Raw genomic sequence first — 22,455 nt, 5'->3', positions numbered from 1 at the left:
AGTTCGGGTGGGGGGCTAGCCCAGGAAGTTGCGCTGGCGCGCCTTGTGCCCGGTGTAGGTCGCGTAGGCGGCCCGGGTCGATTCGAGGTCGGATTCGCCGGAGACCGGCACGTCCCACCAGGACTCGGAGTCCGGGGCATCGAGCAGCGGGTCGGATTCGACGTGGATGAGGATCGGGCCGCTGCCCTCGGGTGCCGCCTTGGCCGTGGCGACGGCCGCGGCGAGCTTGTCGATGGCGTCGGTGCCCGGTTCGATCCTGATGACCTTCACGCCCAGGGACTCGGCATTGGTGGCCAGGTCGATGGGCAGCTTGGCACCGGCGTCGAAGGAATGCGTTTCTGCATCCAGCTGGCGGTATTGGGTGCCGAAGCGCTGGGAACCCAGGGATTCGGAGAGCGAGCCGATGGAGGCGTAGCCGTGGTTCTGGATCAGCACCGTGATGAGCTTGATGCCCTCGGCCACGGCGGTGACCAGCTCGGTGTGCATCATCAGGTAGGACCCGTCCCCGACCATGACCACGACGTCGCGGTTTGCCGCCGCGCCGCGGGCGGCCTCGTCGATGACCGCGCGCTTGACGCCCAGGCCGCCGGCGATCTCGTAGCCCATGCAGGAGAACGCGTATTCCACGTGGTAGCCGTGGGCGTCCTTGATCCGCCACATCTTGTGCAGGTCCCCGGGCAGCGATCCGGCGGCGCAGATGACCACGTCGCGTTCGTCCATGGCCCCGTGCACCGCGCCGATGATCTCGTTCTGCGCCGGAAGCGGGTTGTGCCGGGTGGCGAAGGCGGCATCGACCGTTGCGTCCCAGCGCTGCTTCTGCGAGGCGATGGCTGCTTCGAGGTCTGCCCCGACCCGGTAGCCGCCCAGGGCGGTGTTCAGCGCCACCAGGGCCTTGCGGGCATCGGCGACGATGGGCAGCGCGGTGCCGTGCTTGTAGGCGTCAAGCGGCGCGACGTTGATGTTGATGAACCGCAGTTCCGGGTTCTGGAACGCGGTGCGTGAGGCGGTGGTGAAGTCCTCGTAGCGGGTGCCGATGCCGATGACCAGGTCCGCCTCGGCGGCCAGCGCGTTGGCTGCGGTGGTGCCGGTGGAACCGATGGCGCCCAGCGAGTACGGCGAGTCCCAGGCGATGGTGCCGACCCCGGCCTGCGTGTAGGCCACCGGGATGCCGGTTTTCTGCGCCAGTTCCAGCAGCGCGTCCTGCGCGAAGGAGTACAGCACCCCGCCGCCGGCGATGATCAGCGGGCACTTGGCGGCCTTGATCTGCGCTGCGGCGCGGGCGATGTCCTCGGCCTCGGGCTCGGGGCGGCGGATCCTCCAGTCGCGTTCGGCCAGGAATTCGGCGGGCACCTCGAACACCTCGGCCTGCACGTCCTGCGGCAGCGAGATGGTCACCGCGCCGGTTTCGACGGGGTCGGTGAGCACGCGCAGCCCGTTCATCATCGCGGAGAACAGCTGCTCGGGGCGGTTGACCCGGTCGAAGTACTTGGACAGCGGGCGGAAGGCGTCGTTGACGGTGATGTCGTAGCCGTGGGAGTGCTCGAGCTGCTGCAACACCGGGTCGGCCGCGCGGGTGGCGAAGGTGTCAGACGGCAGCAGCAGCACCGGAAGCCGGTTGGCGGTGGCCAGGGCGGCGCCGGTGAGCAGGTTCGAGGATCCCGGGCCGATGGAGGTGGACACCGCGTAGGTGGCCCGGCGCCGGGTGTGCCGGGCGTAGCCGACGGCCTGGTGCGACTGGGCCTGCTCGTTGCGCCCCTGGTAATAGGGCATCAGGGCCGGGTCCTTGGCCTGGAACTGCTTCAGGGCCTGGCCGACGCCCGCCACGTTGCCGTGGCCGAAGATCCCGAACATGCCCGGTATCAGGCGTTCGCGGTAGGTTTCCGAACCGATGTTGTCCACGGTGTACTGCCTGCCCAGGAATTCCACGACGGCCTGGGCGACCGTCATTCTGCGTGTAGCCATTGCCTTGCGGTGCTCCTACTCGGCGGGGATGGTGTTGTGGTTCAGCAGGGAGGCGGCGGTGGCCACCGCGGCGGCGACGTCTCCGTCGGCCGGGTAGAGCAGCGTGCGCCCCACCGTCAGGCCCTGGACCCCGGGCAGCGCCAGTGCGGCCTGCCAGGTGGCGAAGACCTCGTCGGGCGAGCCGTCGGGGTCCCCGCCCAGCAGCACGGTGGGCAGCGTGGTGGAGGCCATGACGCGTTCCATCTCCGGGACCACCGGGAGCTTCATCCAGGTGTAGGCGCTGGTGCCGCCGAGCCCGGAGGCGATGCCGACCGATTTGATGACGGCGTCGGGGCTCAGGTCGTTGCGGACCCGTCCGTTGTGCCATTCGGAGAGGAACGGCTCGACCATGGCGTAGAGCTTGCGTTCGGCCAGCTCGTCGATGGCGTGGGCGGTGGCCTCGAGGGTCACCGCGGTTGCCGGGTCGCCCAGGGCGATGCGGGTGAGCATCTTCCCGCCGTCCGCGCCGATGTCCGCCAGCGCCTGGGCGGTGTGCCCGGTGAAGCGGTCGTCGAACTCGTTGACGTATCCGGACAGCCCGCCGCGGTTCATCGACCCGAAGACCAGCTTGTGGTCCAACGCGCCGAGCAGCAGCAGGTCATCGAGGATGTCGGGGCTTGCCAGCACGCCGTCGACGGCGGGGTTCTGCAGGGAGATGCGCAGGCGGTCGAGCAGGTCGCGGCGATCGGCCATGGCCAGCTGGTTCTCGCCGACCGACAGCGCTCCGCGGGCAGGGTGGTCAGCGGCGATGATGAAGTTCTGCCGTCCCGTGCGCGCCCCCACGTGGCGGATGCGGGTGGCGGCCGCACGGGCCACGGCTCCCGGATCCTCCAGGCGGATACTGGTCAGGTGCGCGTAGCGGCGCGGGTCCTCGCGGTCGATGGCTGGGCCGTTGCTCATGGGGAGACCTCGATGGTTGCTGGGCCCGGTACGGTGCGGCCGCGTTCGGCCAACAGCGCGTTGACCTCGGATGGGGTGGGCATGTCGTCGGAGCAGGCCAGACGGGAGGCGACGATGGCACCGGCGGCATTGGCGTAGTCCAGGACTTGCTCAAGCGGCCATCCGGAGAGCAGTCCGTGGCAGAAGGCGCCGCCGAAGGAGTCCCCGGCACCGAGCCCGTTGACGGTCTGCACCGGCACCGGGGCGGAGACCACCCGTTCGGTGCGGGTCTTGGCCATGACGCCCTCGGGTCCGAGCTTGACCACGGCGATTTCCACGCCGGCGGCCAGCAGCCGGTCGGCCTGCTCGTCGGGGGTTCCCGCCCCGACGGCCACGGCGCATTCCTTGTCGTTGCCGATGGCGACGGTGACGTGGGGAAGGACCTTGGCCACCTGGGCGCGGGCCGCTTCCTCGGATTCCCAGAACATGGGGCGGTAGTCCAGGTCCAGGATGGTGAACTGGTTTGCCGCGAGCGTGTCGCGGGACCTGATCTCGTGCGCAGCGATGTGGGCGCTGGCGCTGGGCTCCTGGCTCAGCCCGGTGACGGTGGACCAGAAGATCCGCGAGCTGCGGATGGCATCGACGTCCAGCTCGTCGGTGGCGATCTTCCAGTCCGGTGCGGTGGGGAAGCGTCCGTAGAAGTACAGCGGGAAGTCCTCCGGGGGCATGATTGCGCAAAAGGTGACCGGTGTCTGGAGCCCGGGGACGCGGCTGACATGCTTGCGGTCGACCTGGAACTTGTCCAGCTCGCGTTCCAGGTAGCTGCCGAACTCGTCATCGCCGATCCGGGTGATGACCGCGGTGCGGCGCCCATGGCGGGCTGCGGCCACCGCCACATTGGTTGGCGAACCACCAAGATACTTGCCGAAGCTGTTAACCTCGCCAAGGGGAACACCGATGTCGTTCGGGTAGACGTCGACGCTGATGCGTCCGATGGTGAGTACGTCGTGGGTCACGCGGATCGACGTCCTTTCTTGTCTGGTTCCTGGCTGGGAGGTTGCACATCAGCCCCGAAGGTCTCGCTGCTGTGAGTCAAGCCACAGGAAATACTCTGCACCATAAACTTTGTCCTGTCAAAAGTTTGTACTGTCATATTTACAACAAACGTCACGTAACGGCGGTCCGGGCCGCCCGGCGCCGGATCACGAAGCGTCCCGGGCATCGGGTGCGGCCAACTCGCCGGTGGAGTACTGGGCCCGGCCGAATCCGAACGACCAGTCCTCGGCGCCGTTTTCCACATAGCCAATAAACACGTCCTCCCCGGCCACGCCGACGCCCCGCAGCTCGCGTGCGATCGCTGCAAACAGAGCCGCCCTGGCCTCCCCGGAACGCCCGCGCTGGGTGAAGACCTGGATCATCACCACGCCATCGCTGCGCTCGAACCCGAGCCCGGCATCCAGCGCGACGACCTGTCCGCGCGGATGCTCGGTCATGACGTGGAAGTAGTCGCCCGCCGGGATGCGGTATTCCCCCACCACCGCGGCATGGATCGCCTTGCTGAGTGCGGCCAGCTCTTCGGGCGTGCGCCCCTGGGTGACATCAATGCGAATCATCGGCACGGCTCCGACGCTCCCTTCCTGTTCGACGCTGGGCGGCCCGCCGGGATTCCGGCGGGTCCTAAAAACAGTTTGTCCTGACATGTTTACAAAGTCAATAGAAGGCCGTCGGGCAATCCCGGGGGCCCCATTCCGCGCCCGCGGCGGAAGGGAATTTTTCTCGTCGGAAACTTTGTATGGACAACTTGACCTTGTGTGGATATATTTTAGGTGCGCCATCGTTTGGAGCGCTCCAAGAACTCGGTGCGGCCCCCACGTCCAGTGTCACAGGCCGACCTCGCCACGAACCGTGGAATGCCCTTCTCCATCCAAGAAAGCAAGGAAAGCCATGAAACTCGGTGTCTACAACGCCATTCTGCACGACCGCCCACTGCCCGAGGCGCTTGTTGCCATCGCCAAGGCCGGATTGACCGGCATTGAGATCAACTCCGGCGGATTCCTTCCCCCCGTGCACATCCCGACCTATGACGACATCCTGGCCAGCGACGTCGCCCGCGACGAATACCTGGGGATCTTCGAAGGCACCGGCGTCTCGATTGCCGGGCTCAACTGCAACGGCAACCCGCTGCACCCCAATCCCCTGATCGGCGATGCCCACGCCGAGGACATCCGCCGCTCGATCCGCCTGGCCGAACGCCTGGGCCAGGACCGCGTGGTCACGATGTCCGGCCTGCCCGGCGGGGAACCCGGAGCCACCACGCCGAACTGGATCGTCAACGCCTGGAACTCCGCATCGCTCGATGTCCTTGACTACCAAATGGGCGTGGCCGCCGATTTCTGGAAGGACATCGACAAGCTCGCCGTCGACCACGGGGTGAAGGTTGCCCTTGAACTCCACCCGCAAAACGTCGTCTTCAACCCGGCAGGCATTCGCGAGCTGGTCGAACGCACCGGCGCCACCAACGTGGGTGTGGAACTGGATGCCTCGCACCTGTTCTGGCAGCAGATGGATCCGGTGGCCGTCATCCGCGACTTGGGACCGCTGGTCTTCCACGCCGCCGCCAAGGACGTGCGGGTGAACCCGTCCGCCGCGATCTACGGGGTGCTGGACAACCGCTTCCGCAAGCTGGACCCCTCCGAGCCGCGCACGAACCTGGGCGGGGACGAATGGGCCAACGAGTGGCCCAAGGATGCAGCCTGGGACTTCGTGGCCCTGGGCAAGGGACATGACACCGCGTACTGGACCGAGTTCCTACGCGCCCTGCACGAGGTCGACCCCGAGATGTGGGTCAACATCGAGCACGAGGACGTGTCCCTGGGCCGCATCGAGGGCCTGGAAGTGGCCTCGGCCGTGCTGCGCGAAGCCAACGCCGCCCTCGAGGTTTCGGTCCGTTGATCGCTTGGGCGCGCTACCCCTACGAGGGCCAGGTCGTGCTGGTCACCGGCGCAGGTTCCGGCATCGGGCGCAGCATCGCCCGGGGCTTCCTGGAGCAGGGTGCCAGCGTCGCGGTGCTTGGGCGGTCCGCGGGGCCGCTTGAGGAGACCATTGCGGGATTTCCCCCAGAAGACGCCTTGGTCCTTGTCGCCGACGTGACGTCACGATCTGCGGTGGAGTCCGCCGTGGCCGGCATCATGGAGCACTTTGGCCGCATTGATGTCGTGGTATCCAATGCCGGCACCAGTGAGCCAAGCATCATCGAGGACTTCGAGGACGCGGCTTGGGAACGGATGCGCAGCGTGAACCTCGATGCCTTCATCACCCTTGCCCGGGCGGTGGTCCCTGCGCTGAAACTAACCCGAGGAAACATCGTTGCCATTTCCTCCACTGCCGGCATCCGAGGCGACTGGAAACAGTTTGCCTACAACGCCACCAAGGGCGCCCTCAATGCGATGGTGCAGTCACTGGCACTGGACATGGGTGCCCACGGTGTCCGCGTGAATGCCGTCGCTCCGGCATTCACCGCTTCCAGGCTCACCGTCGAGCGGCTGGAGAATCCGGAGTTCTCGGCACGCTTGATGGATCGCGTCGCCCTGGAGCGGGCGGGGGAACCGGAGGACATCGCCCGATCCGTGCTATTCCTCGCCTCCCCTGACGCCGGCTACATCACCGGCATCATCCTTCCGGTGGACGGTGGTACGACAGCTTCCTCCGGCACGCCGCGGGCACTGTAGCCGCGGAAATCGCAAGTACGGCCGCTCCACCTCAAACGGAAGGGGCGGCCGTGCTCGAGCGGATGACCAGCCGGGCACCGGTGAAGATCTCCCGAGGGAGTCCTGCGGAACCTGCCGCCCGTGCCACGGCCGCCTCGACCGCAGCCCGGGCCATCTCATTCGGATCCTGGCACACCGTCGTCAGATCGAGATAGGACAGTCCCGCAATGCGGTTGTCATCGTAGCCGGTGATCGAAATGTCCCGAGGACAGTGGAGCCCGAACTGCAGGAGGCGGTGGCTCAGTCCCGATGCCGCAAGGTCGTTGTTGCACATGACCGCGCCCGGCAGGTCCCCGCCGCTCATAAGCAACTCGGCAGCCCGCGCCCCGGCTTCCTCGGTGAAATCACCCGACAATTCGATGACCCGTTGCTCCAACCCGAGTCCGGCCATCGCCCTGCGGTAACCGCCCAGGCGCACGTCCGAATCGAGCACGTCCAGGCAATGCACGTAGCAAATGCTCCGGTGCCCCAAGCTCGCCAGATGACGGACCATGCCGTCCATGCCGTCGGCACCCTGTGACCGAACAACGTCAAAGTCGGAACCGGGCATGCCTCGGCCCACCACGACAACCGGCGTGGGGCCGATAGCCCGTCGCAATTCCACAAATCCAGCCTTCGGCGCAATGAGAATCAACGCCTCGCACCGGTATCCAACCAGTTCGTCGATGGCAACCTGCTCGGTCCGGGTCTCCGTTGTGGTGCTCACCAGGACGCGATAGCCGGCCGTCGCTGCGTGTTCATAAATCCGACTCAGGATATCCAGCGGAGTGAGCTCATAGGGATTGAAAATGACCCCTATGGACCGGGTGGAGGATCCGCGAAGGGATTGGGCTGCGGTATTCGGGCTGTACCCCAGTTGGCGCGCTGCGGCAAGGATGCGATTACGCGTTTCGACCCCGACCCCTGCCTCGTTGCGGAAGACCAGACCGACCAATTGCCGTGAAACGCCAACCCGGGCGGCCACATCGGACATGGTTGCCCTGCGGCCGATTCGGTCGGACCCCGAATTTCTGGCGTTGCGTGCGCCCGCACCCTCGTTGTTCATCGTGAACCACCCTACCTGCCTGGCATCTGTCGCTCCTCGAATGCCTCGTTGCTTCAGGTCACCAACGGGTTATTCGCCATGTTGATCAACGGTAGAAAATTGTATCAAAATACCTGTGACACAGCTCACTGGCTCGTGCTAGTATGTACTGACATTAGGCCAAAGATCTTTTCATCAAACCTCCTCCGCCATTCCGTGGGGTGACGGAATGAATCTCTCAAGGGAGCGAGACATGTCCAAACAACCAGTGGCCCCGAGCGCCGGCAAGACATCACTGCCACCGCTGGGCCAGGGCGCCTACAACAAGCGCATTGGCCAGGTTGCGGTCATCGCAACGTTCGGCGGCCTCCTTTTCGGCTACGACACCGGGGTGCTCAACGGCGCACTTTCATTCATGGTCGACTACTTCCAGATCAATGCGATCCAAGAAGGGCTCATCACCTTCATCCTGCTGGCCGGCGCCGCACTTGGCGCATTCTTCGGAGGTCGAATCTCCGATGGATTGGGCCGACGCAAGCTGATCATCGGCCTTGCAGTCTTGTTCTTTGTCGGTGCACTGGGCTGCGTGCTTGCACCGACCTACGAATCCCTGTTGGTCTTCCGCTTCATCCTGGGCCTGGCCGTGGGCGGGGCATCGGTCACCGTCCCGGTATACCTGGCCGAAGTCGCTCCCTTCGAGCGCCGAGGCTCGTTGGTCTCGCTTAATGAACTCATGATTGTTTCCGGCCAGTTCCTCGCCTTTGCGATCAACGCCATTATCGGCAATCTCTGGGGCGGACACGGTGAGGTCTGGCGCTACATGCTTACCATTGCCGTCCTGCCGGCGTTGGTCCTCTTCTTCGGCATGCTGCGCATGCCCGAAAGCCCTCGCTGGCTCGCCTCCAAGGGACGCTATGCCGAGGCCCTCGCGGCGCTGCGCACCATCCGCTCGGACGAACGGGCAGTGGCGGAGATCAACGAGATCCAGGAACTCACGCTCCTGGAAAAGAAGGAGCAGTCCGTTGGCTGGTCCGAGATCCTTTCCCAGCCGTGGTTGCGCCGCCTGCTGTTCATCGGCATGGGATTGGCTGCCTTCCAACAACTCACCGGCATCAACTCCATGATGTATTACGGAACCCAGGTCCTTGAACAGGCCGGCTTCACCCGCAATGCTGCATTGGGCTTCAACGTGCTCAATGGCGTGGTCAATGTCGGGGCGACGTTGGTTGCGCTGGCCATCATCAACAAGTTCAATCGCCGCACGCTGTTGCTCATCGGACTCTCGGGAACCACCCTGGCCCACGCCTTCGTGGGCTCGGTCGGCATTTTCATGGAGGACGGCAACCCGCTGCGGCCATGGCTGCTATTGATCGGCATCTTGGCCTTCATCGCTTTCATGGCCGGCACCATCGGCGCACTGGCCTGGCTCATGATCGCGGAGATTTTCCCGTTGAAGTTCCGTGGCCGGATGATCGGGGCCACGGTCCTGGTTCTCTGGTTGACCAACGCCGTCGTCTCGCTGGTCTTCCCCTCGCTGATCGAAGCCGTCGGCTTCGGCACCTTTTGGATCTTCGCGGCCATCGGGCTGGTCGCAATCACCTTCATCGCCACCTCCGTCCCGGAAACCAGGGGGCGTTCATTGGAGGAACTCGAAATGGAATTCCAAACCAAGTACGGGGTTCGCTAGGGAACCTGTGCGAACGGAGGCAAGAGGAAGGCCGAGGCACACCTCAGGGGGTGCACCTCGGCTTTCCTGCATTGCTGCACCGACACCGCATTTCGTCCTGCGGAACGAGACCGACCGCAAGCTGTCGAACCCGGTACTTGCACCGACTTTCTCCGCACCGCATGGGTGTGCGGAGGAAACCACCCCAAGGACACTGTCATTTTTGTATGAACTTCGGATCCCGAATCCATCGGATCGGCACAACCACTCCAGCGCAAAAGCCCACCTGCGTACACCGCCCTGAAACGGTGCGTCTACCCCGCAGGGGGACGCCCGGACGATTGCTTTCCATCGTTTCTTTGTAACCCTGCCGGAAGAAACCCAGCGCCCAGGACGCTGGCATCTGCTGCACCTTCGGCCAGGTTCAACACGCCTTAACGCGAACAGCAGGTTCCCACCGGAGCAATGTTTGCTCCGATGGGAACCTGCTGTTCAACGAGGCCTTCCCCCTCGCATTCCCCGTCGTAATCCCGGAGCAATCCGAGGTTCCAAGTAATCTCCGTAAACCGGCGAAGAGCCCCTGCATTGCCTTCTCACTGAAACGGGGCAGCTCGCCCGTGGCACGAAAACGACAGGGGCCGAAGGAACCAACTCATTCCCCCGCCTGGACTCCGATGCCTGCAGTGCCTTGGCTTTGGTCATCGACCGACCGGACCAACCAAGCAGCGAGATCTGCGAGCAGCTCCGGCGAGCGCGAGAGGTCCGCCAGTCGCGGGTCGGGCCCGAAGACTCCCCACAGCGGATGGCTTTTGTCATGGCGGTGGACGCCTTGGGAATCTCCGCCGGGGTCGGCCGCCGGATATGTGTCGACAGGGGGCAACCGGTCCAGGTGCACCAGCCCTGGGGCTATTGCCCCCAGCAAGGTCGTCTCGAACTCACCTGCGTGGTCGGCCTGCAACGATGCTGTTGGGCACCTGTTGACGGCCGAGGCGAGCACCCGCAGCGATCCGCCGGCGTGTTGGTTGAATGCCGCCGCAACGTCGTCGATCACTTGGAGCTGTTCGTCGGCAAAGTGACCGGAGAAGATCACGGCGGTGCGCACCCCGAAATCCTCCAATCGGGAAAGGGTCGCCGTCAGGTGTGCGGCGATGCCTTCGCCGTTCTCCATCATGATGGTCCACGGGTAGTGACCATGCCCGCCTCCGAACCCCTGGTAGACGGTCGGGAGCACGATGCCGCCGCCCAACCGGGCAGCGGCAAGACACACGCCGTGGGCGGTGAGCGCATCCAAGCCGATGGGCAGATGCGGTCCATGGAATTCGAGGGTGCCCAGCGGCAGGTAGGCGACAGCTGCCGCGGCGAGGCACGCATCCAGCTCGGCAGGGCTGAGCAGTTCGACCTGCACCGTTTTGGGATGGCTCATGCGTAGTAGTTCCTGATCCAGCCGTGTTCGGCCAGTGCCGTGCGGAGGTCCCCGGGGAACGGCTGGCCGTCGGAGTAGCTGACGTTGCGGGCGATGTTGCGCGAGCTGCTCATGCCGGCGATCACTGTGGACACCTCCGGCGAGGCCAGCACGTAACGCATGGCGGCTTCGGCCAACGACTCGTAGTACGGGGAAACAATCTTCTTCAGCTCCTCGACCCGGCGCAGCGTTTCGGCAAACCTCTCGCCGCGGAACATCTCGCGCTGCTGCGAGCCCGGTTCCCAACCTGCGTAGGTTTCAGGGGTCCACGAGCCGGAGAGCGATCCGGAGTCGAACGCGACTCGGTCGATGATGGCCGTATTGGTCTTGGCTGCCGATGGAAACAAGTCCTCGATGGGGCGCTGTTCGAACATGTTGAAGATGACCTGGATGGAGTCGACCAGGCCAAGTTCGGCCAGTTTGGCACCCTCTTCGGGGCGGTAATCGCGGATCGAGACGCCGATCTTGTCGATTTTTCCTTCCACACGCAAGTCGTTGAGGGTTTCCAGCCAGTCCAGCTCGTTGATGCCCGAGCCCAGCCAGCAGTGCAGCTGCAGCAGGTCCAGGCGTTCAACGCCCAACCGCTTCAGCGACTCATCAACGCTTTCGCGCAGGTACCACGCGGGATATCTGCCGCGCATCTGCGGATCGTCCAGTGCCGGGTCCGGCCACCTCAGCGGTTGGACCTTGGTGGCAACGTAGACCTTCGCCCTGCCCCATTGGCGCAGGGACTCGCCGATCACCGTTTCACTGTGCCCCGCACCGTAGGATTCTGCGGTGTCCACGAAGTTGATGCCTCTTTCGTAGGCTTCCAGGAGCGCCTGGACGGACTTTTTGTCGTCGACGGCGCCCCATTGCCCTCCCAGTTGCCAAGCGCCAAACGAAATCTCACTGACGTTCCAGCCAGTGCGGCCAAAATTGCGATACTGCATGCGTTTCCTCTCGGGGTTGTCCGCGCGCGTTAGCGAACGGTACGGATGGTTAGGGGTTCCAGTTCGGCTCCCGGGGCGTACACCCCGCCCAGGACGTGCGCACCGTCGCCTGTCAGCCTCACCGCGTCGGAATGTAAAAGCACCTCGCCGGACACTTGGACGCCGCTCATCGTGGCCATTCGCATCCGGTAGCCGGACACCACGGTCCAGAGTGTCGCGTTCGCCCCCTCGGTTTGGACTTCCAGCGATTCCAGCGTGATGTCCAGGCTCCCGTGGTGGCCTGCAAAGTGCAGCCAGCCCTCGAAGCCGAACCCACCGCCGGAAGCGGAGTGCCCGGGAAACATGAAGTTGCGTCCCTGGCGCCGCGCACCGTTCCCGGCTTCCACCATGCCGTCGGGGAGTGCCTCGATGTACGAGACGAAACTGCTGCGCAGTGGCCAGATGAGCGTGGCTGTGCTCATGAGATGAATTTGATGGGCAGTTTCTCAAACCCGCGCACCAACTGCTTTGTCCAGCGCTTCGGTTGCCCGACAATCCTGAAGTCAGGTCCCGGCAGGAGTTCTTCGAGCACTACCCTGGCAACCAACCGTGCGGCGGGGGCGCCCATGCAGGCATGGGCGCCTTCGCCGAAGGTCATGATCCGGTTTGCCGGGGTGAATCCACGGGTCAGGTCAAAGGTGTCAGGGTCCTCGTAGACGCGTTCGTCACGGTTGGCCGAGGCCTGTAGGAACATCACCCGCGAGTCTTGGGGGATCACCGTTCCGGCAATTTCAATCTCCTGGGTGGTTTGCCGCGACAGGTTCTGGCTGGGGGTTTCATAGCGCAGCGTCTCCTCGATGAAATCGGGAATCATCGAGGGATTTTCGCGGAGAAAACCCTGCAGCGCAGGAAACTTGTCCAACACCGCAATGCAGTTGGTGAGCAGCGCCGCCGGGGCGTCGCTTCCGGCCGAGAGCACCAGATGGGCCAGTCCGTCTTCCTCGCCGGGCAGGACCTTGCCGGCGTGGGCGGCCACCAGGATTTGGGTGAAGGCGTCCTTGCCAGTGGCTTCGGCACCCGCGTCGATGGCGGCTCGTCGTTCGGAGAATCGCTGGGCAATGATTTCCTCGGCTTCCCGGTTCGCGGCCGCGGCATCCGCGGGGACTCCGAGTTGGCCAACGATGCGCACCATGGACCGTTCAAGGAGTTCGGAAAATGCCGGGTTGTCCTCGGCCGGCGCGCCGAGCAGGGTCATGCCGGTGCCGATGCCCATGGGCACGGCGAATCGTGCGGCAAAGTCTCCGCCGCCGTCCTCGCGCAGCTCGCTCAGCAGGTGCCGGGCGAATTCGCGCAATCCGTCTTCCTTGGCGAGGATCTCGCGGGCGGAGAAAGTGCGGCGGATCGCTGAGCGGAGCACCGTGTGCCGCGGCGGATCGAGGGTAACCAGCATGCCGTCGCCGTAGGAGTCGTGGGTGCCGTCAATGTCATTGCCGTGCTTGTTGGACAAGCGTTCGTGGTCGCCGAGCCCGGCACGCACATCGGCGTAGCGCGAGACGACATACAGGTTGCGTTCGCGGTTGTGGAACACCGGGGCTGCATCGCGCAGCCGCTTGAACAGATCGTATGGGTAGTCGTAATCGGCGTAGGACAGCGGGTCGTAGTGAACGGTCAGGTCGCGGGGAACCGTGATAGCCCGGGCGTTGGCGGCGGCCGTGGTGATGGTCATGAGGCCACCTCGCTCAGCTGGGCAAGGACGGGAAGCGTTTCGCGGGACCAGGCAAGGGCGGGTTCGTTGGGCAGTGAGCCGTCGCCGGCGTCGTGCCGTCCGTATTCACCGACGCGCACGGCACCCAGGGCGGCCAGACGCTCGTCGATGCGCTCGCTGCCGCGGCTGTAGATCTCGTATGAGCTGTCGCCCAGGCCGAACATGGCGTACCGGATGCCGGACAGGTCGGGCTTTTCCTCGTCCAGCATTTCGGCGAAGGGCACGGCGCTTGCTGGCAGCCCGCCCTCGCCGTGGGTCGAGCACACGACCAAGTAGATGGAGGCGGGGTCCAGGTCCACGGCGGCTGCATCGCCCATGTCGAGGCCGGTGACCTCGAACTGTCCGTCGAATTCTTCGATGATGTCGTCGGCCACCGTCTCGGCGTTGCCGGATTCGGTGCCGTACAGGACCGTGATATTCATGGTTGCTCTTTCCTTGAAAGGTTGATTTGGAGGGTGACGGTGCAGGCGGGCTATCGAGCGACAGTGGCGACACTGGATTCGACGTCATTGATGATGGCGTTGGCGACCATCTTGGCGTCTGCCCTGTTGACGGGGATCGTGCCGACAGGGCCGCGTCGGAGCCATCCGACGCAATAGAGTCCCTCGGCCAGCATCCCGCGTTCAAGGTTGGTGGCCTCGCCTTCCAACGCGCTGCGCAACAGAACGTCGTCGCCGACTTCGGTGAAGCCCACTGCTGTACACACGCTGTCGGTTTCAAGCACCAACTGCCCGCGTTGCCCACCCGTATCGCGGAAGATTACCGAGGCAACCCGCTCGCTTCCCTGCAGGGTGTCGGGGGTCCAGCCGAAATGGAAGTTCACGCTACGGGTTGCGGCAACAGGCGATTGTTCGACCAGTTCGACTATGGCCGCCATCTTGGCCGTGGCGTCCCGGTCTCCATTCCCCGGAACGGCGACCGCGTCGCTGGTGAATCGCACATCCGGGAGTTTTCCCAGTTCGCGGATCATGGCGGGATCGAACTTTGCTTCGTCGGCCGCCGAGCGTCCGACGACATCGATCCGCGCCACCGGTCCCTCATGCAGCGCATTGATGGCATCGATGGGCACGTCGAGCCCGGTCAAGACCCCCGGATCGGTGAGCATCAGACGCACTAGGTCCACCGCGACGTTTCCGTTGCCCACGATTACCGTGTTGCGCCCGATGACCAGGTTCTCGGAGTCACGGTCCGGGTGGCCGTTGATCATCCGGGTCAGCTCACCCGAGCCGTGGACTCCGGCATGGGTGGCGTTGCCTTCGACATCGCGGAACCCGTCGATGCTCCGATCGGCCCACAGGCCGGTGGCCAGCACCACGATGTCATATTCGGCGCGCAGTTGGTCGAGGCCCAGGTCCCTGCCGATTTCCACGCCCCCGCGGAATTCCACGCGGTCCCTGGCAAAAAGCCTGTCGAATTGCTTGGCGATGCCCTTCGTGCCCAGATGGTCCGGGGCCACGCCGTAACGGACCAGGCCGTAGGGTGTGGTCAACCGATCAAAGAGCACGATCGGTGCCTCGGGCCAGCGCTTGCGGAGGAAGCCTGCAGTGTAGCAACCCGCGGGTCCGCTCCCCACGATGGCGATCCGCGGCTGCGGGATCTGGGTCTGGTTCACTGTGCTGGGCTCCTTCGGTACTTGTTTTCAGCTCTCGAACCCAACCTAGGGGTCGAGGTGTGCGTCAGGCCACGTTGGTGGGTAAAATAAGGGCCTGCTGCCCGCTAAGACGGACAGCTTTGGGCCAAGGCTGTCCGGGAAAGCAGACAACTTCGCGCCAACGGGACTCCCGTTTCGCTTCACCATCGGCTGTTGCATGTTCGGGGGGCGGTGTGGCATGGAAGGATATGTTCATGGAAGCGTTCACCGTCAAACAGGACTCGCCGTTGACCGTGTGGGGGCAGGTACAGCGAGACCTTCGCCAGCGCATCGAGCAGGGAGAATTCGCCCCTGGCGCCCGCATCCCGTCGGAGTCGGCGTTGGTGCCCCACTACGGGGTGAGCAGGATGACGGTGCGCCGCGCAATCGAGGCCCTGGCCACCGACGGACTTCTTTTCAGCCGACGCGGCTCGGGCAGCTTTGTCACCGAGCGCAGCGACCTGATTCGCTGCGAAGTCAATCTCTTGCGCCCCTGGCGCGAACAATTGCTTGCCACCGGCCACGTGGCGCGTTCACGACTGATCTCCTATTCACGGAACGGCGAGGTGCCGGAGGAATTGCTCGCCGTGATCCAACATGACGATGGGGACAGGCTCGGTTTCGGAGTGCACGTCCAAGAGGTCAACGGCGTGGCCATTGCCATCACGGAATCCTGGATGCCGGCCAATGGAGCGGCTGTTCTCGGGCGCAACGCTCGTTCGGCCGTCATCAGCGCCTCGAGTTCGATTCGCATCTGTTTCGCGGATGCAGGTCAGGCCAAGCTTCTGGGCTCATACCATGACGTCCAATTGCTGGAGATCATCACGCAGAGTCGGCTCAGGGAAACGGGCGAGCTGGTCGAGCTGGCACGCACCTCGTGGGTGGCCAGCCGGGTGAAGTTCAGCTATGGCCGGACGCTCACGGTGGGTCAGCTGGACATGTCCGAGCTGTTGCCGAATCGCTGACACCGCGGCACCATGCAAGAGCCCGCCGGTCACTTCGGCCGGTTCTCCTGCCCTGCGGCTGGGCAAATACGCCTAGCCGCGGGGCAGCCGGGCCAGATCGGCGGCACCGACCAGGCCGGCGTCGGGGCCCAGCTCGGCCCGCAGGATTTTCGCAAAGGGCCGGTACCCGCGCCCGCTCAGGGCCTTCTTGTAGGCGGCCGTGGCCACCTCGATCAGGGTGGGGGAGGCCGAGCCCAGTCCCCCGCCGATGACCATGATTCCCGGGTCCAGCACCGCGGCCAGGTTCGCCAGGCCCAGGCCCAGCCATTCGCCGGCCTCTGCGACCAGGTCGGCACAGGCCGGATCCCCGGCCTCCGCCAGGCGCGTGACCATTTCCCCGGTCACCGCCGAGGCGTCCCCGTGGGTTTCGGATCGAAGTGCGTGGGCCACCGGCGAGTTCGAACCGGCCAGGGCACGTCCCTCGCGTCCCAGGGCGTTGCCCGAGGCATATTGCTCCCAGCAGCCGCGGTTTCCGCAGGCACAGCGGTGGCCGCCCGGAACCAGGGTCTGGTGCCCGAATTCCCCGGCCACGCCGAACCTGCCGCGCTGCAGCTTCCCGCCCAGGACGATGGCCCCGCCGATCCCGGTGCCCAGGGTCAGGCACAGCATCTCGTTCTCGCCGCGGGCGGCCCCGAAGCGGTGTTCGGCCCAGCCGGCCGCATCGGCGTCGTTGCTGAGCATCACACTGCGCCCCAGCGCGCCCTCGAGTCGCGCACGCAGCGGCTCGTTGCGCCAGGCCAGGTGGGGGCTGAAGAGCACCGTGCTGCCGGTCGAATCCATCCAGCCCGCGGCACCAACCCCGACCGCTGCGTGCGGGGCCCGGGCGCCGAGCAGCGTCACCAGTTCGACGACCGTCGACTCGACGGCACGCGCGTCGTGGCCGGGCGTGGAACGACGGAGCCGGCCGAGGACCTTGCCCTCGGGGGTCACCAGTCCTGCCGCGATCTTTGTTCCACCGATGTCGACGCCGATGGCTAGTTCTTCCGCTGGCATGTGCCCTCTTCGGTCAATACGTGTGCAACTGCCTCGCGGGGACGGCCCGGGGTGCCGGGCAGGGCTTTTTCGCCAAGAACAGTCGTGGATGTGGGGAAATGATCTTCAACATCCTATCCGCTGCGCACCGGCGGTTGCGGCACTCAGGCCAGTCCCCGGACCCCGGAGATCGAGCCGTCGTTCAGGTCCACCAGGATCCGCACGGCCTCGGCCGCATCGTCGACCAGGAAGACCTTCTCCTCCATGGCCCTGCCGCGGGCCAGTTCGGCCAGCAACGGATAGGCCGGCAGCGTCCGGGTCCAGTGCTCGATGCCCACCAGCACCATCGGGCTGATGCTGCCTTCGGCCCCGTAAAAGTTCTCGCACGCGTCCTGGAAGATTTCCTGCACGGTCCCGGCGGCGCCGGGCAGGAACACGATGCCCCCGGGGCAGCTCTTCAGCAGCACGGCCTCGCGGGTGGCGTTGGCGAAGTACTTGGCGATGTGGGTGGCGAACATGTTCGGCGGCTCGTGCCCGTAAAACCAGGTGGGGATCCCCAGGTTCGCCAGGCCCGCGGGCCAGCGTTCGCGCACGCGTGCCGCGGCCCGCGCCCAGCGGGTCACCGACGGGGTGAACCCCGGCTCCTGAGCCAGCATGCCCAGCGCCTCGGCCAGGTTCTCGGTGCTGCCCGATCCCAGGTAGGCACCCAGGTTCGCCGCTTCCATGGCCCCGGGCCCGCCTCCGGTGGCGACGATGAATCCGGCCCCGGACAGGGCATGGCCCAGCCGTGCGGCCCGCTCGTACCCCGCCGATCCCCGTTCCTGGGCGTGCCCGCCCATGACCCCGACCAGCGGGGCGTGGGCCAGCGCGCCGTCGCGGATCTGCGAATCCAGCCGCGAACCGATGGCGTGGTCGTGCAGGGTGGTGGACAGCGCGGCGTTCAAGGCGTCGTGGGCGCCGGCTCCGTAGCGGTGCGAGGCCCAGGCGTAGATCCGTGCGTCGGGCACCGACTCGTAGGACCCGGCGTCCAGGCCCGCATAGAGCTCGCCCCCGGAATACAGCTCCCCGCGGTAGGGGTCGAAGGGCAGCCCGGGGATCTCGGGGAAGACCAGTGCCCCGCCCCCGCGCAGCCGGCGCTCGGTCTTGCCCTCGATGTCGCAGCCCATGAACACCGAGCCTGCCGAGCGCAGCTTTTCCAGCACCGCGCTGCGGGCGCGCAGGTCCACCGACTGCACGTGCCAGCCGTGCATGGAGGCCGCCAGGCGCTTGTCCGTCAGCGCCAGCGCCGTGGCCGCATGCCGGTCGAAGTCGCCCAGCGACGCAATCTCAATGATGCGCGGGAGCGGATGAAGGGCCGGAGTGCTGTTCATGACACCTAGGCTAGCGACTTTCGGGTCCCGGGCCGTATTCTTCGGCACGCTGGCCCGCCCGGGTTAGGGCTGGGGGTCAGGAACGTGAAACGATGGGAGGATGACCGAATCTGCTTTTCCCATGGTCGATGCGCGTGAAATCCTGCGTGTCGTCGGCGGTGTCTCCTTCACCCGCGGCAAGGTGCTGGCCACCGACGCCGCGCTGAGCGGGTTCGCGTGGGATCCGGTCGGCCAGGCCATGTCCGCCACGGTGTCCGGGGATTCCGAGCCCGCCCACGAGGTGCGCATCGCGCTGGCCACCAAGAAGGGCGAGCGCGTCATCGACGACGCCACCTGCCCGTGCGGGGCGGCCCCGGCATGCCGCCACGTGGCGGCCGTGCTCATTTACTCGAACTCCATGCACCTGCGCGCCAAGGACGTGGTGTACCGCAACACCGCCGTGGCCGTTCCGGCCTGGCAGCAGGCACTGCAGGAGCTGCTCGCCCCGGCGCCGGCCACCCCCACGTCCCTGGGCGGGGCCAACTCCAAGCACCCGGTGCTGCAGATGGGCCTGCAGTTCGAGCTGCAGGACACCACGCTCTCGGCGCACCAGCAATGGGCCCCCGGGTCCGGGGTGGGGCAGCTGAAGGTCGCCTCGAGGCGCTGGCGGCTGGGCGTGCGCCCGGTGGTGCGCGCCGGGTCCGACCGCTGGGCGCGGTCGAACCTGCGCTGGAACACCATCAGCTTCAAGACCTTCGGGCTGAACCTGGACATCGAGCAGTACCGCTGGTTCTGCCAGTTCGTGCCGCTCTACCGGGCCAAGGGCGAGCTCTACTTCGGCGAGGACAACGACTGGCTCTATCTCGACGAATACGCCTCCGCGCTGCTCTGGGAACTGCTGCCCACGGCCAAGGCCCTGGGCGTGGCGCTGGTGGGCATGCGCACCAACACCCGGATCCTGCTCGCCTCCCCGGCCCACGTCGCCCTGGGCGCGCAGGCCGGCGAAGACGGCCTGGCGCTGGCACCGTCGCTGTCGATGGGCGGGCACCGCTTCATCCTCGACGCGCATTCGCCGGCCGGATCCATCGGCAACCACGGCGTCTACGCCGCCACCGAGGACCAGAACGAGATCTTCCTGGGCCAGGTCCCCGGCGGGCTGAGCCACACCGAGCTCTCGATGCTGCACCACCCCGAAACCCTCAACGTCCCGGAATCCGAGACCGAGGAATTCTTCTCCCGCGTCTACCCGCGCCTGGCCCGCAAGCTGCGGGTCACCAGCCCCGACGATTCCGTGGCGCTGCCGGCGGTGCTGCCGCCCAAGCTGGTGGCCAGGATCCGCTACGGCACCGGCGAAACCGTCGACGTGGACTGGGTCTTCGACTACCAGGGCATGGTAGTGGACGCGGCGGACCGCGACACCGCGGTGGAATCCGCGCTGGAATCCGAAGTGCTTCAAATCCTGAACCACTACCCGGCCTTCGAGTCCACGGTGCTGGGCCCCAAGCACCTGGCGGGACTTGAGGTCATCGACTTCGTGCGCCGCGTGCTGCCGGCCCTGGCCGGGATCAAGGACCTGGTGCTCAACGAAACCGGCACCCGCCCGGTGTTCCACGAGCTCACCGAGGCCCCGGAGCTGGTCATCACCACCGTGGAATCGGACCGCCGCGACTGGTTCGACCTGGGCCTGCTGATCTCCATCGGCGGGCGCCAGATCCCCTACGCCGACATCCTGCGCGCCCTGGCCCAGGGCCAGACCAAGCTGCTGATGCCGGACCGCACCTATTTCTCCCTGGAGGATCCGCTCTTCGCCAAGCTCCGCGCCCTGGTCACCGAGGCCAGCGGGCTGCGGGACATGAAGGACAAGGAAGCGGACATCTCGCTGACGCAGTACCAGTACGCCATGTGGGAGGAACTGGACGCGCTGGCCACGCACATCGAGGGCCCGGACCAATGGGTCAGCGCGCTGAACTCGCTGGTGGACTTGAAGACCACCGCCGTCACCGACCTGCCCGAGACCCTGAACGCGACGCTGCGCCCCTACCAGGTGGAGGGCTTCGGCTGGCTGGCCACGCTGTGGCGCAACGGGCTGGGCGGGGTGCTGGCCGACGACATGGGCCTGGGCAAGACCGTGCAGACCCTGGCCCTGATGCTGCACGCCCACCAGGTGTGGGCCAACCCCGACGCCTTCGAGGGCATCACCGCCCAGGCCAAGGTCCGCGCCCCGTTCCTGGTGGTCGCCCCGACCTCGGTGGTGTCCAACTGGAAGGACGAGGCCGCGCGCTTCGCCCCTTCCCTGCGGGTCGTGGCGGTCACCGACACCGAATCGCGCGCCAGCGCCTCGCTGGCGGCCCTGGCCCGGGAGTACGACGTGGTGGTCACCTCCTACACGCTGCTGCGCCTGGACGACGACGCGTACGCGGACATCAACTGGGCCGGGCTGATCCTGGACGAGGCGCAGTTCGTGAAGAACAAGGCGACCAAGGCGCACCACGTGGCCCGTGACATGCCCGCCCGCTTCAAGCTGGCGATCACCGGCACGCCCATGGAGAACAACCTCATGGAGCTCTGGTCGATCTTCGCCATCGTCTCCCCCGGGCTCTTCCCCTCCGCGGTGCGCTTCGCGGAGAACTACCAGCGGCCCATCGAGCGCCAGGGCCTGCCCGAGCCGCTGGTGCGCCTGCGCCGGCGGATCCGCCCGTTCATGCTGCGCAGGACCAAGGACGCGGTGGTCACCGACCTGCCGCCGAAGCAGGAACAGGTGCTGCACGTGGAGCTGGGCGAGGCGCACCGGAAGGTCTACGACACGCACCTGCACCGCGAGCGGCAGAAGGTGCTGCGCCTGGTCGATGACATGGACAAGAACCGGTTCACGATCTTCCAGTCGCTGACCCTGCTGCGGATGCTGGCGCTGGATGCCTCGCTGGTGGATACCGACTATGCCGATGTGCCCAGCGCCAAGCTGGACGTGCTCTTCGAGCAGCTCGAGGATGTGCTGGCCGAGGGCCACCGCGCACTGATCTTCTCCCAGTTCACCTCCTTCCTGAAGAAGGCAGCTGACCGGCTGGATGCCGCCGGGGTGCCCTATGCCTACCTGGACGGCTCCACGCGCAAGCGCGCCGAGGTCATCGATTCCTTCAAGTCGGGCCAGGCGCCGGTGTTCCTGATTTCGCTGAAGGCCGGCGGCTTCGGGCTGAACCTCACCGAGGCGGACTACTGCTTCCTGCTGGATCCCTGGTGGAACCCGGCCGCGGAGTCGCAGGCCGTGGACCGGGCGCACCGCATCGGCCAGACCCGCAACGTGATGGTCTACCGGATGGTCGCCAAGGACACCATCGAGGAGAAGGTGGTGGCACTGCAGGATTCCAAGCGCCAGCTGATCTCCTCGGTGATGGACGAGGGCGCGGGCTTCGGCAAGGTGCTCAACGCGGACGACATCCGCGAACTGCTGCGCTAGGGCGCCGGTGCCTTCGCGGCGGCCTGGAGGGCGAATCCCGCCAGCAGGATCTCCAGGCCGTACTCGAAGGTCCGCTGCGCGCGGTCCCCGGACCCCAGGCCCGCCTCGAGCGCCGAGCCGAGCACGAACGAGTCCAGCACCGTGATCGCGGCCAGTGACGCCTCGGCGCCGAACCCGCCCGCGGCCAGGGCGTCGGCGAGCAGTTCGCAGACCTGCAGCGTCGCCGCGTCGCGCACCGTGTGGGCGGTCAGCAGCGGGATCAGCCTCGGGTGCCGGGCGTAGGAGCGCAGGTAGCCGGTCGCGATCCGCCGCAGCGTGTCCACCCAGTCGGTGCCCGGCCCGGGCAGCCCGATCTCCCCCATCGCCTCCCCGCGCATCAATTCGATGATGTCGGACTTCGACGCGACGTGGTTGTAGAGCGAGGACGGGCCCACGCCCATGGCCCTGGCCAGGGCCGGGATGGTGAACCCGCCGTGCGCGTCAACCAGTTCCAGGGCGGCGGCGGCAATCGCGCAGGCGGAGAGCTTGGGGGCGCCGGGCCGTGCCATGGATGGCTCCTGAAAGCGGGGGT

The 22,455-nt window shown here is 66.1% G+C and carries 19 protein-coding genes; 5 read left to right on the top strand and 14 right to left on the bottom strand.

Going from position 1 to position 22,455, the window contains the following annotated elements:
• Positions 1–15 precede the first annotated feature (15 nt).
• The 4 genes from iolD to J2T21_RS00490 form a co-directional block, all read right to left on the bottom strand.
• Entirely contained in the window at positions 16–1,947 is a 1,932-nt protein-coding gene (gene iolD / locus J2T21_RS00505; RefSeq protein ID WP_307578304.1) for a 3D-(3,5/4)-trihydroxycyclohexane-1,2-dione acylhydrolase (decyclizing), read from the bottom strand.
• A 30-nt stretch (positions 1,948–1,977) separates the two neighbouring features.
• Positions 1,978–2,901 (bottom strand): Cgl0159 family (beta/alpha)8-fold protein, encoded by a 924-nt coding sequence (locus J2T21_RS00500; protein WP_307577378.1) that lies wholly within the window; start codon positions 2,899–2,901, stop codon positions 1,978–1,980.
• Entirely contained in the window at positions 2,898–3,896 is a 999-nt protein-coding gene (gene iolC, locus J2T21_RS00495; protein WP_307577375.1) for a 5-dehydro-2-deoxygluconokinase, read from the bottom strand. Before iolC ends, J2T21_RS00500 begins: the two co-directional genes overlap by 4 nt.
• Positions 3,897–4,082: 186 nt before the next feature.
• On the bottom strand, positions 4,083–4,499 hold the full coding sequence (locus tag J2T21_RS00490; protein WP_307577373.1) for a tautomerase family protein: 417 nt from the start codon (positions 4,497–4,499) through the stop codon (positions 4,083–4,085).
• 325 nt (positions 4,500–4,824) lie between these two features.
• Between J2T21_RS00490 and J2T21_RS00485 the strand changes: the two genes are divergently transcribed.
• Together J2T21_RS00485 and J2T21_RS00480 are read left to right on the top strand one after the other, a co-directional pair.
• The gene (locus J2T21_RS00485; protein WP_307577371.1) at positions 4,825–5,832 is read left to right on the top strand and encodes a sugar phosphate isomerase/epimerase family protein; all 1,008 of its coding nucleotides are present in this window, start codon (positions 4,825–4,827) and stop codon (positions 5,830–5,832) included.
• Positions 5,829–6,608: an SDR family NAD(P)-dependent oxidoreductase gene (locus tag J2T21_RS00480; RefSeq protein WP_307577369.1), complete on the top strand. Its 780-nt coding sequence runs from the start codon at positions 5,829–5,831 to the stop codon at positions 6,606–6,608. The genes J2T21_RS00485 and J2T21_RS00480 overlap by 4 nt, the downstream gene beginning before the upstream one ends.
• Positions 6,609–6,639: 31 nt before the next feature.
• Here the strand turns inward: J2T21_RS00480 and J2T21_RS00475 are convergent, their stop codons facing one another.
• Entirely contained in the window at positions 6,640–7,692 is a 1,053-nt protein-coding gene (locus J2T21_RS00475) for a LacI family DNA-binding transcriptional regulator (protein WP_307577367.1), read from the bottom strand.
• A gap of 232 nt (positions 7,693–7,924) precedes the next feature.
• Here J2T21_RS00475 and J2T21_RS00470 point away from each other — a divergent pair, with 232 nt between their 5' ends.
• Positions 7,925–9,358 carry a sugar porter family MFS transporter gene (locus tag J2T21_RS00470; RefSeq protein WP_307577365.1) on the top strand — a complete coding sequence of 478 codons (1,434 nt, stop codon included), beginning with the start codon at positions 7,925–7,927 and terminating at the stop codon, positions 9,356–9,358.
• A gap of 631 nt (positions 9,359–9,989) precedes the next feature.
• On the opposite strand, the gene J2T21_RS00465 is transcribed toward J2T21_RS00470, so the two are convergent.
• From J2T21_RS00465 to J2T21_RS00440, 6 genes are read right to left on the bottom strand one after another with little or no spacing between them, the layout of a single operon-like run.
• Positions 9,990–10,760, bottom strand: coding sequence for a creatininase family protein (locus J2T21_RS00465; RefSeq protein WP_307577363.1), 771 nt, complete (start codon positions 10,758–10,760; stop codon positions 9,990–9,992).
• Positions 10,757–11,731, bottom strand: a complete 975-nt coding sequence (locus J2T21_RS00460) for an aldo/keto reductase (protein WP_307577361.1) — start codon at positions 11,729–11,731, stop codon at positions 10,757–10,759. The genes J2T21_RS00465 and J2T21_RS00460 overlap by 4 nt, the downstream gene beginning before the upstream one ends.
• 29 nt (positions 11,732–11,760) lie before the next feature.
• Positions 11,761–12,192, bottom strand: coding sequence for an HtaA domain-containing protein (locus tag J2T21_RS00455; protein ID WP_307577359.1), 432 nt, complete (start codon positions 12,190–12,192; stop codon positions 11,761–11,763).
• Complete coding sequence (locus J2T21_RS00450) at positions 12,189–13,436, bottom strand: cytochrome P450 (protein WP_307577358.1); 1,248 nt, start codon at positions 13,434–13,436, stop codon at positions 12,189–12,191. The genes J2T21_RS00455 and J2T21_RS00450 overlap by 4 nt, the downstream gene beginning before the upstream one ends.
• Positions 13,433–13,897 (bottom strand): flavodoxin domain-containing protein, encoded by a 465-nt coding sequence (locus tag J2T21_RS00445; protein WP_307577356.1) that lies wholly within the window; start codon positions 13,895–13,897, stop codon positions 13,433–13,435. The genes J2T21_RS00450 and J2T21_RS00445 overlap by 4 nt, the downstream gene beginning before the upstream one ends.
• A gap of 50 nt (positions 13,898–13,947) precedes the next feature.
• Entirely contained in the window at positions 13,948–15,087 is a 1,140-nt protein-coding gene (locus tag J2T21_RS00440; protein WP_307577354.1) for an FAD-dependent oxidoreductase, read from the bottom strand.
• A 233-nt stretch (positions 15,088–15,320) separates the two neighbouring features.
• On the opposite strand from J2T21_RS00440, the gene J2T21_RS00435 reads away from it, so the two are divergent.
• Positions 15,321–16,070: a GntR family transcriptional regulator gene (locus J2T21_RS00435; protein WP_307577351.1), complete on the top strand. Its 750-nt coding sequence runs from the start codon at positions 15,321–15,323 to the stop codon at positions 16,068–16,070.
• Positions 16,071–16,142: 72 nt separating this feature from the next.
• Here J2T21_RS00435 and J2T21_RS00430 read toward each other — a convergent pair whose 3' ends face one another.
• Both J2T21_RS00430 and J2T21_RS00425 read right to left on the bottom strand, forming a co-directional pair.
• The gene (locus J2T21_RS00430) at positions 16,143–17,102 is read right to left on the bottom strand and encodes an ROK family protein (protein ID WP_307577349.1); all 960 of its coding nucleotides are present in this window, start codon (positions 17,100–17,102) and stop codon (positions 16,143–16,145) included.
• A gap of 143 nt (positions 17,103–17,245) precedes the next feature.
• On the bottom strand, positions 17,246–18,451 hold the full coding sequence (locus J2T21_RS00425) for an LOG family protein (RefSeq protein WP_307577348.1): 1,206 nt from the start codon (positions 18,449–18,451) through the stop codon (positions 17,246–17,248).
• 100 nt (positions 18,452–18,551) lie between these two features.
• Here J2T21_RS00425 and J2T21_RS00420 point away from each other — a divergent pair, with 100 nt between their 5' ends.
• Positions 18,552–21,884, top strand: a complete 3,333-nt coding sequence (locus J2T21_RS00420; RefSeq protein WP_307577346.1) for a DEAD/DEAH box helicase — start codon at positions 18,552–18,554, stop codon at positions 21,882–21,884.
• Here J2T21_RS00420 and J2T21_RS00415 read toward each other — a convergent pair.
• Positions 21,881–22,432, bottom strand: coding sequence for a TetR/AcrR family transcriptional regulator (locus J2T21_RS00415; protein WP_307577344.1), 552 nt, complete (start codon positions 22,430–22,432; stop codon positions 21,881–21,883). The genes J2T21_RS00420 and J2T21_RS00415 overlap by 4 nt on opposite strands.
• Positions 22,433–22,455 lie beyond the last annotated feature (23 nt).

The organism is Paeniglutamicibacter psychrophenolicus (assembly GCF_030812255.1).
GTDB lineage: Bacteria > Actinomycetota > Actinomycetes > Actinomycetales > Micrococcaceae > Paeniglutamicibacter > Paeniglutamicibacter psychrophenolicus_A.
The sequence above is the reverse complement of the archived record's forward strand: the minus strand, read 5'-3'. Positions and strand labels throughout refer to the sequence as shown.

Excerpts from the sequence above, each read along its gene's own strand:
- iolD (WP_307578304.1), bottom strand. The coding sequence starts at position 1,947 with ATGACGGTCGCCCAGGCCGTCGTGGAATTCCTGGGCAGGCAGTACACC.
- J2T21_RS00500 (WP_307577378.1), bottom strand. The coding sequence starts at position 2,901 with ATGAGCAACGGCCCAGCCATCGACCGCGAGGACCCGCGCCGCTACGCG.
- J2T21_RS00485 (WP_307577371.1), top strand. The coding sequence starts at position 4,825 with ATGAAACTCGGTGTCTACAACGCCATTCTGCACGACCGCCCACTGCCC.
- J2T21_RS00475 (WP_307577367.1), bottom strand. The coding sequence starts at position 7,692 with ATGAACAACGAGGGTGCGGGCGCACGCAACGCCAGAAATTCGGGGTCC.
- J2T21_RS00470 (WP_307577365.1), top strand. The coding sequence starts at position 7,925 with ATGTCCAAACAACCAGTGGCCCCGAGCGCCGGCAAGACATCACTGCCA.
- J2T21_RS00465 (WP_307577363.1), bottom strand. The coding sequence starts at position 10,760 with ATGAGCCATCCCAAAACGGTGCAGGTCGAACTGCTCAGCCCTGCCGAG.
- J2T21_RS00460 (WP_307577361.1), bottom strand. The coding sequence starts at position 11,731 with ATGCAGTATCGCAATTTTGGCCGCACTGGCTGGAACGTCAGTGAGATT.
- J2T21_RS00455 (WP_307577359.1), bottom strand. The coding sequence starts at position 12,192 with ATGAGCACAGCCACGCTCATCTGGCCACTGCGCAGCAGTTTCGTCTCG.
- J2T21_RS00450 (WP_307577358.1), bottom strand. The coding sequence starts at position 13,436 with ATGACCATCACCACGGCCGCCGCCAACGCCCGGGCTATCACGGTTCCC.
- J2T21_RS00445 (WP_307577356.1), bottom strand. The coding sequence starts at position 13,897 with ATGAATATCACGGTCCTGTACGGCACCGAATCCGGCAACGCCGAGACG.
- J2T21_RS00435 (WP_307577351.1), top strand. The coding sequence starts at position 15,321 with ATGGAAGCGTTCACCGTCAAACAGGACTCGCCGTTGACCGTGTGGGGG.
- J2T21_RS00430 (WP_307577349.1), bottom strand. The coding sequence starts at position 17,102 with ATGCCAGCGGAAGAACTAGCCATCGGCGTCGACATCGGTGGAACAAAG.
- J2T21_RS00425 (WP_307577348.1), bottom strand. The coding sequence starts at position 18,451 with ATGAACAGCACTCCGGCCCTTCATCCGCTCCCGCGCATCATTGAGATT.
- J2T21_RS00420 (WP_307577346.1), top strand. The coding sequence starts at position 18,552 with ATGACCGAATCTGCTTTTCCCATGGTCGATGCGCGTGAAATCCTGCGT.
- J2T21_RS00415 (WP_307577344.1), bottom strand. The coding sequence starts at position 22,432 with ATGGCACGGCCCGGCGCCCCCAAGCTCTCCGCCTGCGCGATTGCCGCC.